The organism is Hyphomonadaceae bacterium ML37 (genome assembly GCA_027627685.1).
GTDB lineage: Bacteria > Pseudomonadota > Alphaproteobacteria > Caulobacterales > Maricaulaceae > Oceanicaulis.
The window spans coordinates 2,216,747-2,229,024 of the sequence record CP091241.1; the positions used below are offsets into that span (position 1 = coordinate 2,216,747).

The 12,278-nt window shown below is 65.6% G+C and carries 14 protein-coding genes and 1 pseudogene; 3 read left to right on the plus strand and 12 right to left on the minus strand.

The window, feature by feature from the left end; all coding sequences use genetic code 11:
- Positions 1 to 16 precede the first annotated feature (16 nt).
- The 7 genes from L2D01_10940 to L2D01_10970 all read right to left on the minus strand — a co-directional run bounded on the left by L2D01_10940 (position 17) and on the right by L2D01_10970 (position 6,785).
- Positions 17 to 1,312: a mechanosensitive ion channel family protein gene (locus L2D01_10940; GenBank protein ID WBQ09412.1), complete on the minus strand. Its 1,296-nt coding sequence runs from the start codon at positions 1,310 to 1,312 to the stop codon at positions 17 to 19.
- Complete coding sequence (locus L2D01_10945; protein WBQ09413.1) at positions 1,309 to 2,907, minus strand: peptide chain release factor 3; 1,599 nt, start codon at positions 2,905 to 2,907, stop codon at positions 1,309 to 1,311. Before L2D01_10945 ends, L2D01_10940 begins: the two co-directional genes overlap by 4 nt.
- Before the next feature lie 83 nt (positions 2,908 to 2,990).
- Positions 2,991 to 4,076 (minus strand): DUF2336 domain-containing protein, encoded by a 1,086-nt coding sequence (locus L2D01_10950; GenBank protein ID WBQ09414.1) that lies wholly within the window; start codon positions 4,074 to 4,076, stop codon positions 2,991 to 2,993.
- A 116-nt stretch (positions 4,077 to 4,192) separates the two neighbouring features.
- Positions 4,193 to 4,618, minus strand: coding sequence for a hypothetical protein (locus L2D01_10955; protein ID WBQ09415.1), 426 nt, complete (start codon positions 4,616 to 4,618; stop codon positions 4,193 to 4,195).
- Positions 4,619 to 4,690: 72 nt separating this feature from the next.
- Complete coding sequence (locus tag L2D01_10960; protein WBQ09416.1) at positions 4,691 to 5,755, minus strand: amino acid dehydrogenase; 1,065 nt, start codon at positions 5,753 to 5,755, stop codon at positions 4,691 to 4,693.
- 156 nt (positions 5,756 to 5,911) lie between these two features.
- On the minus strand, positions 5,912 to 6,532 hold the full coding sequence (locus L2D01_10965; protein WBQ09417.1) for a uracil-DNA glycosylase family protein: 621 nt from the start codon (positions 6,530 to 6,532) through the stop codon (positions 5,912 to 5,914).
- A complete protein-coding gene (locus L2D01_10970; protein ID WBQ09418.1) occupies positions 6,519 to 6,785 on the minus strand; it encodes a DUF3253 domain-containing protein in 267 nt (88 codons plus the stop codon). The genes L2D01_10965 and L2D01_10970 overlap by 14 nt, the downstream gene beginning before the upstream one ends.
- Positions 6,786 to 7,219: 434 nt before the next feature.
- Between L2D01_10970 and L2D01_10975 the strand changes: the two are divergent.
- Positions 7,220 to 7,327, plus strand: a pseudogene (locus L2D01_10975) (maltose O-acetyltransferase).
- A 283-nt stretch (positions 7,328 to 7,610) separates the two neighbouring features.
- Positions 7,611 to 8,072, plus strand: coding sequence for a hypothetical protein (locus L2D01_10980; GenBank protein WBQ09419.1), 462 nt, complete (start codon positions 7,611 to 7,613; stop codon positions 8,070 to 8,072).
- A gap of 105 nt (positions 8,073 to 8,177) precedes the next feature.
- On the opposite strand, the gene L2D01_10985 is transcribed toward L2D01_10980, so the two are convergent.
- The 3 genes from L2D01_10985 to L2D01_10995 form a co-directional block, all read right to left on the minus strand.
- Entirely contained in the window at positions 8,178 to 8,579 is a 402-nt protein-coding gene (locus L2D01_10985; GenBank protein WBQ09420.1) for a DUF5368 domain-containing protein, read from the minus strand.
- Positions 8,580 to 8,595: 16 nt separating this feature from the next.
- The gene (locus L2D01_10990; GenBank protein WBQ09421.1) at positions 8,596 to 9,957 is read right to left on the minus strand and encodes an NAD(P)/FAD-dependent oxidoreductase; all 1,362 of its coding nucleotides are present in this window, start codon (positions 9,955 to 9,957) and stop codon (positions 8,596 to 8,598) included.
- A gap of 101 nt (positions 9,958 to 10,058) precedes the next feature.
- Entirely contained in the window at positions 10,059 to 11,342 is a 1,284-nt protein-coding gene (locus L2D01_10995; GenBank protein ID WBQ09422.1) for a nucleoside transporter, read from the minus strand.
- A 127-nt stretch (positions 11,343 to 11,469) separates the two neighbouring features.
- On the opposite strand from L2D01_10995, the gene L2D01_11000 reads away from it, so the two are divergent.
- The gene (locus L2D01_11000; GenBank protein ID WBQ09423.1) at positions 11,470 to 11,661 is read left to right on the plus strand and encodes a DUF1289 domain-containing protein; all 192 of its coding nucleotides are present in this window, start codon (positions 11,470 to 11,472) and stop codon (positions 11,659 to 11,661) included.
- A gap of 49 nt (positions 11,662 to 11,710) precedes the next feature.
- On the opposite strand, the gene L2D01_11005 is transcribed toward L2D01_11000, so the two are convergent.
- A complete protein-coding gene (locus L2D01_11005) occupies positions 11,711 to 11,977 on the minus strand; it encodes a helix-turn-helix domain-containing protein (GenBank protein ID WBQ09424.1) in 267 nt (88 codons plus the stop codon).
- On the minus strand, positions 11,955 to 12,227 hold the full coding sequence (locus tag L2D01_11010; GenBank protein ID WBQ09425.1) for a BrnT family toxin: 273 nt from the start codon (positions 12,225 to 12,227) through the stop codon (positions 11,955 to 11,957). The genes L2D01_11005 and L2D01_11010 overlap by 23 nt, the downstream gene beginning before the upstream one ends.
- Positions 12,228 to 12,278 lie beyond the last annotated feature (51 nt).

Consider the following 12,278-nt stretch of genomic DNA (forward strand, 5'->3'; position numbering starts at 1 on the left):
AACAACGTCAGCCGCTTCAGCGCTCGCTTTCGCCGCTTTCCGCTTCGCCCGAAACCGTCTCGCTTGTGCCGGCTTCATTGGCGTCGGCGCCGCCGCGGGCGACTGAATCGGGCAATGGCGCCGTGCCGGCTGGGTCGCCCGCATGGGCGCGCACGGCGGGCGGGACGAAGATTTCTGCGCCGTCATCCATATAGACGCTGGTCGACGGGAAGGCGAAGGCTGTGCCCGCCTCCTCCACGATCTTCTTGAGCTCGAACGCCAGCTCTTCCTTGATCCTGAGCCACTCGCCCCAATTGGTCGTGATCGTGAAGCAGTACAGAAGGTAATCGATTGAGGACGGCCCGAAACTGTCCACATGCATGAAGGTCGGCACTTCAGGCGGCCTGGCGAATTCGGGATTGTTCTGGATATAGTCCAGCACCTTGTCGCGGATGTACTGCAGCTGCGCGGTGGTGGTCTTGTACTCCACGCCAATGATCCACCGGATGCGGCGGTGACTCATCCGCGTGAAATTGGTCACCGCGTTGTCGGCAAGCTTGGAGTTGGGCACATAGACCGGGCTGCGGTCAAACCGGCGCACGAGGGTGGAGCGGAAATTGATCTCCACCACCGTACCCTCCACCACGCCGTCCACCAGAATCCATTCGCCCGGCACGAAGCGCTTTTCGGTCAGGATCAGAATGCCTGCGATGAGATTGCGGAACAAATCCTGCGCGCCCAGACCAATAGCGACGCCCAGAAGCCCGAGCCCCCCGATCACCGGCGCGACCGGTATGCCCCAGATCTGCAGGACGGCGGCTGCGCCGATCACAACGAACAGGATGCGCAGAAACTTGGCCAGCCAGTCGACCATCACCGGCGTCAGCGCCTTGCGCAGCCGGGTCATCAGAAAGGCGACCGGCACAACCACATTGTGAAGCGCCCAGAACAGGGCGATCACCACAAGGGATTCCACCACTTGCGTGCCGTTCACCGGCGCCGTCTCGGCATGAAAATCCACGATCGTGAACGCGATATAGACGCCGATAATCACCGGGATCAGCTTGACCGGCCCTTTCAGGGCGTTGATCACCTTGCCGTCGAGACTGTTGTCGCTGCGGTCGGCGAACGCGATCAGGCGCCGCAGCACCAGATGGGAGAACAGGCCGCGCACCAGAAACGCGAGCGCCAGTACGACAAGCGCGACCAGCCCGTCGCCGACATTGTAGCCCACGAAGCTCGTATTCCAGACGCGGACGACGATCTCCCAGAGCGTTTCGGCCCGGTCGAGCAGCGCGTCGCCCGCACCGTTGGCTGGCGCGTTGGCGGTCATGTCGCGCGCTCGCGTGTCTTGGCGAAGATCACGTCAGGATATTTTTCCTGCGAGTAACCGACCTCCCACGACGATTTGGCGAGGAATACGACGGCGCCGTCGATATCCTCGGCGATGGCGGTCTTGTGGCGGTCGATGAAGGCGTCGATCTTGTCCTGCGGACCCTGCAGCCAGCGAGCGGTCTCGAACGGGCAGGTTTCGAACACCACCTCGATGCCATATTCGTCCGCCACGCGCTGCGCCATCACGTCGATCTGCAGCGCGCCCACCGCGCCAATCACGAACTCGCCGCCCACTTGCTGGCGGAACAGCTGCGTGACGCCTTCCTCGGCCAGCGATTCCAGCGCCTTTTTCAGGTGCTTGGCTTTGAGCGGGTCCTTCAGGCGCGCCCGGCGCAGCATTTCGGGCGCAAAGTTGGGAATGCCCGCCACCCGCCACTTGCCGCTTTCAGACAAGGTATCCCCAACGCGCAGGACGCCGTGGTTCGGCACGCCCATCACATCGCCGGCAAACGCCTCATCCGCGATCTCGCGATCGGACGCGAAGAACAGGATCGGGTTGGACACGGTCAGCTGCTTTCCGTGGTCGGTCTTCAGCTTCATGCCGCGACGGAACGAGCCCGAGACCAGGCGCACGAACGCCACACGGTCGCGGTGATTGGGATCCATATTCGCCTGCACCTTGAACACGAAGCCCGCCACTTCCTTGCCGCTCGGCTCCAGCCGGTCCGCCGGACCGGTCGCGGCCTGGGGCTGGGGTCCGGGGGCGATTTCGGCGACGGCGTCGAGCAATTCACGCACCCCGAACCGGCGCAGGGCCGACCCGAAATAGACCGGCGTCAGATGGCCCTCGCGGAAGCTCTGCTCGATGAAGGGCGGGCACAGCTCGCGGGCCATCTCGACCCCTTCGCGCACCTCGGCAAGCTCGTCCGCGGCCAGCTCAGACGTGATCGAATTGCCGGTCAGCGAAAACCGCTCGGACGCCACCGGGTCCTGATCGTCGGCCGAGGGGCGGCGGTAGAGGATGAACTCATCACGCGCCATGTCCGCCACGCCGCGAAAGCGCTGGCCGGACCCGCAGGGCCACTGCATGGGCGTGGCGTCCAGCGCCAGCTTGTCCTGGATATCGTCGAGGAGATCGGTCACCTCCATCGCCTCACGGTCCATCTTGTTGATGAAGGTGATGATCGGGATATCGCGCAATCTGCACACCTCGACGAGCTTCAGCGTGCGCGGCTCCACGCCCTTGGCGGCGTCGAGCACCATGATGGCGCAGTCAGCCGCGGTCAGGGTGCGATAGGTGTCTTCGGAGAAGTCCTCGTGGCCCGGCGTGTCGAGAAGGTTGAACAACAGACCCTTGTAGTCATAGGTCATCACCGAGGCCGACACCGAGATGCCGCGCTCGCGCTCGATCTTCATCCAGTCCGATTGGGTGCGCCGGTTCTGGCCGCGCGCCTTCACCTGACCGGCCAGGCGGATAGCGCCCGCTTCCAGCAGCAGGGTTTCGGTCAGCGTCGTCTTGCCGGCATCGGGGTGGGAGATGATGGCGTAGGTGCGCCGGCGCGCCCATTCGGGCCCAGCAGGTTCGGCGGTCATGGCGGGTCCTTAGTGCTTCAGCCGACGCGAGGTAGCCGAGCAGGCGCCCGCTGGCAAGGTTGCCGGGCGTCAGACGTTCGCCGCTAGGCCGCTTGCGCATCCTTGCGCAGCTTCATGAAGCGCAGCGCGCGCCGCGCGCTTTCAGGGTCGAGCGCGTCGTAAATCTTGCCCAGATCACGCGCCTCGGCGAAAGCGTGATCCCCGGCGCCGCCGCGCAGAACTGCAACGGTGACGAACAGCGCCTTGTCGAGCCCTGCAGCCTTGCAGATCATCGCCAGGCCGTCGGCGCACTCATGGTCCAGCGCACGGCGCGCCGCGACGTAGTCGACGCCCGTCATCTCGGCGAAGCCCGCGCAGAAGTGCACGCGCTTCTTCTCGCGAAGCAGACGCACCAGCAGCGCGCCATCAAGCTCCTTGCGCATGCGTTTGGCGGCGATGAACCGGCGCGCTTCGGCCAGTTCGCCATCCTCGGCCATGCGCGCGGCCAGCCGCTGATGCGACGCGGCCAGCGCCGCCTCCAGAACGCCCGGCTCCAGCGATTCAAACCGCGCCGTAATCTGCTCGCGCAGATGAGTTTCGACCACGGTCATGAGATCGCTCAGAAGGTCAGCCGGCGTATCCTTGCGCTGCACCAGCGGCGCCTGCAATACCGGGCTGGCCTCAGCGCGCTGGGCGACGGCTTCGAATGTCTGACGGCTGAGGCGCGAGCCGGGATTGCTCACCAGGCGGGCCACGGCCGTGTCATCGCCGCGCTCCACAATGGCGCTGGACAGGCGCTCGCCGACCTGGCTGCGCTGCGCGATGGCGCGAATATGGTCCTGACCGCGCTCGTGCACGATGGCGACCAGATCCTCGTCCTTCAGCGCGGTGGAGCGCGACAGGATCGGCGCGGCGACTTCAATGGCGTCGAGCGCCAGCTGCAGCAACAGCCCGCGCGGCGCCACCGCGCTGTCGGCGAAGCGTTCGGCCAGCTCAGCGCGCGCGCTCGTGGCGGTCTGGGCGGCCAGGGTCTGCAGCACCGAATCAAATTCGGCCTGGGTGCGGCTTGCCGCTGCTGGAGGCGCTTCGAAAAACAGGTCGGTCACCTCGCGCAGCAACTGGCGGCGGCGTTCGGATGACTTTTCGCGCGCCAGCTCGGCCAGCTTGTGCAATTGGGACGAGGCGGACATGCGTGAAAAGGCTCCGTGACACGAGAAAAGAGACTGCCACTTTGGCATGAGCAGGTAAAGAATCCGTGGCGGAACCGCCTCGGCCAGCGGTTTTGCAGGTCACGCTTGCCCAGACGTTAACCGCCGGCCAATCCGGGCTCACGGTCCCGCGCCCGCAGGGTCGGGCGGCGGCTGTCAGCGGTGTCCAGAGCCTCCAGCGCAGCGCGTTCGCGGGCATTGGGCGCGCGGTTGCCCGCCGCCTCGATCTGCGCGGCCAGGGCGGGCGACAGGCCAGTCACTGAACCGGGCGAAGGGGTCGCCGGGCGCACCGCGCCGAGCAACGCGCAGCTGCCGGGCCGTGCGCCCGCCAGAGGCCGCCAGCTCCAGGCCATGCAGCCCTCACGCAGGCCGCAAATCGATGCGCAGGCATTGGCGCTGGCCTCGGCCAACCCGTGCGGGCGCTCGATCACAGCGCCGCGGCGTTCATGATCGCTCAAAATCGCCCCCGCCGGGATTGCCGGCGCGGCGATCAAAAGCAAAAGGGGCAGGATGAGACCGTTCATGGTCCAATCCTGCCCCTCAACTCATTGCGATTGTGTTGCCGGTGCTGGCTGGCCAGCGCGACGTCAGTCGTTTCAGGCCGCCTGCTTGCGCGCCTGCGCCGCCTCGGCCAGGCGCTCGCGCGCCAGCTGGTCGGCGGCCATGTTGGCGGGACGGCCTTCGCTGGCCGCCGCGTCGATGATCTCGCCCAGCGTCTGTTTGAGCGTAAGCAGCTTGCCTTCGACCCATTTGGCGTCGAAGCGTGAATCCAGCTCGCCCATCACATTGATGATGCCGCCGGCATTGATCACGTAATCGGGCGCATAGAGAATGCCGCGATCCATCAACGCCTGACCCATATCGCGGGTCTCCAGCTGATTATTGGCCGCGCCGGCCACGATCTTCACCTTCAGCCGCCCGATGGTGGACGGATTGATCACGGCGCCCAGCGCGCACGGCGCGAACACGTCGGCGTCCACGTCATAGATGGCGCCCGGGTCAGAGACGACCGTCGCGCCCAGCTCACGCGCCAGCTCGGCCAGCGGCTCGGCCTTGATGTCCGCCAGGAACAGCTCGGCGCCCGCTTCAGCGAGGTGACGGCACAGATAACCGCCGACATGGCCCGTGGCGCCCTGGACGGCGATCCGCACGCCGTTCAGGTCCGACTTTCCCAGGCCGCGCTCGACGCAGGCCTGTATGCCCAGGAACACGCCCTTGGCCGTGATCGGCGAGGGATCGCCGGTACCGTCCGGCAGGCCGACCACGTGGCGCGTGGCGCGCCGCGCCGCGACCATGTCCGCAGGCGACACGCCCACGTCTTCAGCGGAGATGTATTGGCCGTTGAGCGATTCCAGCGCGCGCCCGAAGGCTTCGAACAACGCTTCGCGGTCAAACTCGCCCTCAGGACGGATGATCACGCTCTTGCCGCCGCCAATGGGCAGATCGGCCATGATGTTTTTGTAGCTCATGCCCTGGGACAGGCGCAGCACGTCGGTCAGCGCCTCGACCGAGCTGGGATAGGTCCACATGCGGCAGCCGCCGACGGCGGGACCGCGGGCGGTGGAGTGCACCGCCAGAATGGCTTTCAGCCCGGTCTCCGGGTCGGTGGCGAACAGGACTTTTTCATGATCGTCGAATGCGGAATGCTCGAACACGCTCATATGGGGGGAGTCCTTCAAGCGGCCTCAGGAACAAGAGCCGGACGCGCCGCCGGTCTTGGCTCGCCGGGTGGAAATGCGCGTCTGGAAAGTGCGCGGGCGGGATACAAGGCGGGGCGCCTGCACGCAAGCCTTGGAAACCGCTGGCGATTTGTCCGGTCAATCGCTCTGGTCGAGAATGCTGCGCACGCGCGCCCTCAGCCAGGGCAAAAGCTCTTGCGCGAACAACGGGTTACGCGCCAGCCACGCATTGTTGCGCCAGCTCGGGTGCGGCAGCGCAACAAACGCAGGCGCATGCTTTCGCCAGTGCAAAACCGTCTCTGTGAGCGTCTTCTCCGCCGCCGCGCCCAGATGCCAGCGCTGGGCGTGGGCGCCCACCAGAAGCGTCAGGCGGACATCAGGCAGCGCAGCCGAGAACCGGTCCTGCCAGAGCGGTGCGCATTCGCGGCGCGGCGGCTTGTCGGCGCCTTTGGCGTCGAGACCGGGAAAGCACAGTCCCATGGGCGTGACAGCGATGCACGCCGGGTCATAAAACTCGGCTTCATCCACACCCATCCAGTCGCGCAGCCGGACGCCGGACGGATCGGTGAAGGGCCGCCCGCTGGCCTGGACCCGCGTCCCCGGCGCCTGGCCGATGATGCGGATGCGCGCGGTGGATTGCGCCTGCGCGACGGGCCGGCAGGGATGGGCCAACGCACCCTGGCAGACCCGGCAGGCCCGCGCTGCGGCCAGCACGGCCTCGACGGATTCAGGCGGAGGATTGTCTTCAGCCGGGCTCATCGCCCTTCACCGGCGCGATGGCGACTCGGTAGACGCCTTTGAAAGTCTCCGGATCCACCGGCTTGCCCTTGCGCAGGATCACCACCTGCCCCTGGCGCGCCAGATGCACGGCTGCGGCACGGACATGGCGCATGCGCGCCTGCCAGTCCTCGGGGAAGGCTTCGCGCGCGGCCTCGGACGGGCAAATCGATTTGCCAGCTCCGCGCTGCTCGGCGAGGGTGAGAATCGCGTTTTCAATCAGATCGTCGCTCATGCCTGAAACGGATAGCCCGCCCCATGCGCCGTGACCACCGCCCATACTGGATGCACTCGTTGTGGGAGGCGTTCGAGAATGCCTGGGCGAAGCACTTTCTCGCCCCGCATTTCGAGGCGCTGGGCCCCCACCCCAAGATCGTACGCCCGTGGAATGTGGAAGTGTTCGGACCCAATGTCCGCGCCGGGCGCGCCATCCACATCATCAGCCGGCGCGACCAGCCGGTCAGCTTCACCGTCTGGTCGCCGCAGGATGCGCCCGGGCAGATCGAGATCGGCGATTGCTGCTTCTTTGCGGGCGGGGTTCGGGTGCTGGCCGCGCAGGCGATCACGATCGGCGACGGGGCGCTGATCGCGCGCAACGTCACCCTGTCCGACAGCGACTGGCATGATCTCTATGACCGCATCGATCCGCGCCCGGCCAGCGCCCCTATCGTGATCGGACGCAATGTCTGGATTGGCGACGGCGCCTTTGTGGGCAAGGGCGTGACCATTGGCGACAATGCCGTAATCGCCGCCCGCGCCGTCGTCACCAAAGACATTCCCGCCAACACGGTCGCCGCCGGCATTCCCGCCGCGCCGGTCAAGGACCTGGACCCGGACGGCCCGTTCAAGACCCGCATGGACATGCTGGGCGACCCCGAAGGCCTCAACGCCTTTATGGAAAACGCCTACAAGGACGCGCTGAAAGGCAATTCCACGTTCGGGTGGCTGAGGAGCAAGATCATTCCCCGTATAGGCGACTAATTAATCCCCCTCGACATTTCTTGGGTTGCACAATATCTTCAGGTTGCGCGCATTGGCGCTGACAACCATGGAGTTTGATATGAAAGCTCTGCTCGCCTGCGGAATTGCTGCCGCCGCCCTCGCCTCGGCCCCGGCCGCCATGGCCGAAACCGGCACGACGGACGTCCAGCTGACCCTGCTTTATGCGGTCATGCAGAACGCCTCGCCGGCGCCGCAATACGACGCTTACTGCCAGTCCCGGTTCCAAAGCTATCTGGGAACGGAGACTTCAACGCAGTGGAACATCAATCCCCAGAGCCTGATCATGTGGGCCGACACCACAGTGTTCGGCGCCACCGCCTCGCTCACGCCGATGGGGCTTTACGGGACGTACGCCTTTATCTCGGGACAGCTGCCCCCGGCGCTGACAGAGCGCAATGTCGACCGGGTCGTCTTCGTGCTCAACGAGTCATTCGAGGACCCCGAAGTCGACTTGCTGCTCACCTTCGGGGCGCCGTTCAACTGCGTTCTGTCGAACAAGCCGCTGCACCAAGACAGTTAGGCGCTCAGGCGGCGGCCCAAGCCGCCGCCTGACGTCACCCGAACAGAGCCACAGGCAGGGCGGCCAATCACGGCGGCGCTCGCCGCCTGACCGGCGCACCGGACATCAGCGCGACGAGCGGACAGTCTGTTTGCGCGCCGCGATCGCCGCCAGCCACGCTCGCCCGGGCAAAAGCGGCCACAGCCCGATCGCCGCGTAGAGCAATATCGTGCCTCCAGCCCACCCTGCGGCGAAGATCACACCGATCAACAGCCAGTCCACCGGCCCGCCGGCATCGGTGAATCCGGATCGGGTCACATGAGCCATCAGCACAAGAGCGCCCGCTCCGGCCAGCAGCGCAAACGCCTGGGCGCGCACAAGACGGCCGCTGGACACGGTGCGTTCGCGCCACACGACCCAGCCGAAACCGCCCAGGCCGGCCAGCGCCAGCAGCAGCAGCAACCAGAACCACGCCCCCATCATCTCAAGCAATACCGCTAGCAAAACCGCCGGATCGAGTTCCTGCATCGCCCTCGCGCCTCCCTCAAGCGTCGCCGCGCAGCATCGCCACATAGGTCGGCTTGAGCGCGATGGTCTTCATAACCCACGAAATCCAGAGTTCTTCCAGCGGCGCGATCACGCCCGGGAAAGACGGGGTCAGATTGTTCTGGTAGTCGAACTCCACCAACATGGCCCGGCCCAGCCGGGTGATCAGCGGGCAAGAAGTGTAGCCATTGAACTGGCTATCGCTGGTCCCGCCCGCCAGATCCGCTGCAATGTGATCAGCGGCCACGGGCGCCTGCCATTTGACGCTGGCTGCAGTCTTGCCCTTTGGCACGCCGGCCGCATCGCCGATGGCGAAAACATTGGGATAGCGCACATGGCGCAGGGTGTGGCGATCCACTTCCGCCCAGCCATCTGCTGCCCATGGGCCGCTGCTCCACGCCAGAGGGCTGTCGCGCAGGGCGCGCGCGGCGCGCATGGGCGGGATGACATTGATGAAGTCATAGCCAAGCTCGGTTTCGCCGCCGGGTGTGTCAAACACCGCCCTGCGCGCATCGATATCGATGGACTTGAGGACGTGATGATACACCGTATCCACGCCTCGATCCTGATACAGCATGCGCACTTTTTCCGACACGATCGGCACGCTGAACAGTTCTTGATTATGCGCCGCATAGGTCAGCCGGGCGCGGCCGCGATTGCCGCGACGCCTCAGCACGTCGTCGGTGATGAAGGTGTATTTGAGCGGCGCGCCCGCGCATTTCATTTCCGTGGCGGGGCGCATGAATAACGCGTCACCGCCGGCGTCGGCGAAACCAGACATCGCCTGCCACGTCGCCTGCGCGGCTTCAGGACTGTGATAGACGCTGCCCAGCCCGTTTTCACCAATCCGGGCGACATCCATGCCGTCGATGGCGTCATAGTCGAGATCAATGCCGACCGCCGCGACAAGATAGTCGTAGGCCACCCGCCGTCCCGAGCTGGTGACGACAGCGTTGGAATCGGGATCGAAAGCGGCGACCCCCTCCTCGATCCAGTCAGCGTCGCGGGGAATGTAATCGCCCGTCCGGCTGACCGGGTAACTGGCAGGCTCCAGCCCGGCCGCGACCAGGGTGAAGCCGGGTTGATAAAGATGGCGAGCGCGCGGGTCGATCAGGGTGATGCGCGCGCCGTCCAGGCGCTGCGCGAGCTGGTTGGCAACCGTCAGGCCGGCAGCGCCCGCCCCGGCGATGACAATATGGGCCCGGGTCGGAACCTTGGCGAAACGGGGCGAACAGGCCGCCAGAGCTGCCGCAGCCGCGAGCCCGCCCGCCCCCAATGTCAGGAAACCCCGGCGGGACGGGCTCGCCGCGACCGCGCGCACCGAAGGGCAATCGCCAACGGAGGCTAGAGGATCACGCATCACAGGGCCTCGCTCACAACACCCACAAAATATATGAGGTTACTCACCCAGGGCGCAAGGCAAACTATGAAGCCATATTGCCGCAGTCTGAGGCCAGCCGATCAGGCGGCGAACAACGCCATCGGCAGGGCGCCAATCACCGCGCCGGTCATCAGCGTGGCCAGCGTGCCAGACACCAGCGCGCGCGGGGCGAGCTTGAGGATGTCCTCGCGCCGGCTGGGCGCCACGGCGATCAGGCCGCCGATCAGAATGCCGACTGACGAGAAGTTGGCGAAGCCGCACACCGCATAGGTCATGATCAGCCGGGTGCGCGGGCTCATCTCTTCTGCAAAGCGCGCCAGGGCGTCATAGGCGAAAATCTCGTTCAGCGCGGTCTTGAAGCCCATCACCGACCCGGCCACCTGGGATTCGGCCCACGGCACGCCGGCGAGCCACACCAGCGGGGCGAACAGCCAGCCCAGCGCACGCTCCACTGTCAGCGGCGCGCCGAGCACGTCGGGAAAGCCGCCCAGCATGAAGTTGATCAGCGCGATCAGCGCTGTGAAGACCAGCAGCATTGCAATGATATTGATAAACAGCCGCACCCCGTCCGACACGCCGGTGGTCAGCGCGTCCATGGAGGAATGGTAGAGATTGACCGGGATCTTCTCAGTCCCCGCAACGCCCTCTTCCTCGTCTTGCGGATGCATCAGACGGGCCAGCACTACCGCCGCCGGCACCGAGATCAGCGAGGCGGTCAGGATGTGGCCCGCAGCGTCGGGCAGAATGCCGGTGAGCTGGCTGACATAGATCGCCATCACCGAGCCTGCGACGGTGGAGAAGCCCACGGTCATGATCAGGAACAGATCTGATTTTGAAATGGTGGGCAGGCGCGGCCGGATCAGCACCGGGCTTTCGGTCATGCCCAGGAAAATATTCGCCGCCGCGCCCAGCGACGCTGCGCCGGAGAGATTGAGGATGCGCCGGAACATCAGCGCGAACCCACGCACCGCGAACTCCAGAATGCGCCAGCGCCACATCAAGGCCGACAGCGCCGACAGAACGATCACCATGGGCAGGGCCTGGAAGGCGAAGGAAAACAGGAAGCGCTCCCCGCCCTCACGCACCACGAACGGGCTTTCGCCGCCACCCAGATAGCCGAACACGAAGCTGGTGCCCTGGGTAGTGGCCGCCTGCAGCACTTCCACCACGCCCGTCAGCGAGGACAGGAAGGCGCGCGTGGGCGCAAAGCTGAAAAGCGCCACGGCGATCACATACTGCACCGCCACCGCGCCGGCGATGAGCGCCCAGGGAATCGATTTGCGCGGTCCCAGCACCCAGGCAAGAGCCAGGAAGGCGAACACGCCCAGAAAACTGCGCAGCTGCAGGCCGAAATCTTCGATCATGCCCGGACACATCCCCGATCACGGCGCGCCATGGCGCGCTCCCCGTCATGAGATCGCAACATACCGAAACACGCGCGCTTGGCCAGACGCCCTTGCGTCCCGTGCGCAGGCAGGTCATCTAGCGGCCATGACCGCCCGGATCTGGACGCCCTGCATCAAGGTCTGCTTTGTCGATCCGGCGCAGAATATCTGCGTGGGCTGCTTCCGCACGATGGAAGAGCTGGGCCGCTGGACGCGCATGAGCGATGCGCAGCGCGAGGCGGTCAAGCCGAAGCTGGAAGCAAGGCGCGCCGCCTATGAGGCGGGCCATAAGGTCTGACCCTTCCCCCAGATCGCCGAAACGGCATGTTGGCCGGGATTGATCCCGCTCAGGCGGCGCCATCCAGCGCGCGGGCCACGGCATCAGGCATGGAGGCGATGACACGCAGATAATTGCGTGTCGCCGAATCGGGCTTGCGCCTGCCCTGCTCCCAGTCGCGCAAGCTCGCAACCGGGACGCCGTAGCGCCTGGCGAAATCCGGCTGACTCAATCCGGTCGCAGCCCGCGCCGAGCGGGCCAGCACCGCGAAACGTCCCCGCTGGAATTCCTCATCGGACAGCGGGGCATCGGGATCAGGGGCGGTTTTCGCCTTCATATCTTTGGGTTTCGCGCTCATCGGCTTTCCTGACCGAAATAATGCGGGCTGCGCCGCTGCGTGGTGCATGGACGCAAACCCAGACCCGTCCTTCAGCGAACCCGTATGTCACGAAGCGCTCCTCGCCATAGTCAAACCGGGTGTCGAGAACATCGACCCGGCCGGGGTCAGCCAGAACCTCCAACTCAAAGCCAAGCGACACGCCATGCTTGTCGCAGTTCGCGTCATCCTTCTCAGGATCGAATTCCAACTTGAGCTGAATATACGGCAATGCCGCACCCCCTTCAACCCTACACCGGCC

Bases quoted from the DNA above. Each gene is read 5' to 3' on its own strand.
- L2D01_10940 (WBQ09412.1), bottom strand. From the start codon at position 1,312: ATGACCGCCAACGCGCCAGCCAACGGTGCGGGCGACGCGCTGCTCGAC.
- L2D01_10945 (WBQ09413.1), bottom strand. From the start codon at position 2,907: ATGACCGCCGAACCTGCTGGGCCCGAATGGGCGCGCCGGCGCACCTAC.
- L2D01_10950 (WBQ09414.1), bottom strand. From the start codon at position 4,076: ATGTCCGCCTCGTCCCAATTGCACAAGCTGGCCGAGCTGGCGCGCGAA.
- L2D01_10955 (WBQ09415.1), bottom strand. From the start codon at position 4,618: ATGAACGGTCTCATCCTGCCCCTTTTGCTTTTGATCGCCGCGCCGGCA.
- L2D01_10960 (WBQ09416.1), bottom strand. From the start codon at position 5,755: ATGAGCGTGTTCGAGCATTCCGCATTCGACGATCATGAAAAAGTCCTG.
- L2D01_10965 (WBQ09417.1), bottom strand. From the start codon at position 6,532: ATGAGCCCGGCTGAAGACAATCCTCCGCCTGAATCCGTCGAGGCCGTG.
- L2D01_10970 (WBQ09418.1), bottom strand. From the start codon at position 6,785: ATGAGCGACGATCTGATTGAAAACGCGATTCTCACCCTCGCCGAGCAG.
- L2D01_10980 (WBQ09419.1), top strand. From the start codon at position 7,611: ATGAAAGCTCTGCTCGCCTGCGGAATTGCTGCCGCCGCCCTCGCCTCG.
- L2D01_10985 (WBQ09420.1), bottom strand. From the start codon at position 8,579: ATGCAGGAACTCGATCCGGCGGTTTTGCTAGCGGTATTGCTTGAGATG.
- L2D01_10990 (WBQ09421.1), bottom strand. From the start codon at position 9,957: ATGCGTGATCCTCTAGCCTCCGTTGGCGATTGCCCTTCGGTGCGCGCG.
- L2D01_10995 (WBQ09422.1), bottom strand. From the start codon at position 11,342: ATGATCGAAGATTTCGGCCTGCAGCTGCGCAGTTTTCTGGGCGTGTTC.
- L2D01_11000 (WBQ09423.1), top strand. From the start codon at position 11,470: ATGACCGCCCGGATCTGGACGCCCTGCATCAAGGTCTGCTTTGTCGAT.
- L2D01_11005 (WBQ09424.1), bottom strand. From the start codon at position 11,977: ATGAAGGCGAAAACCGCCCCTGATCCCGATGCCCCGCTGTCCGATGAG.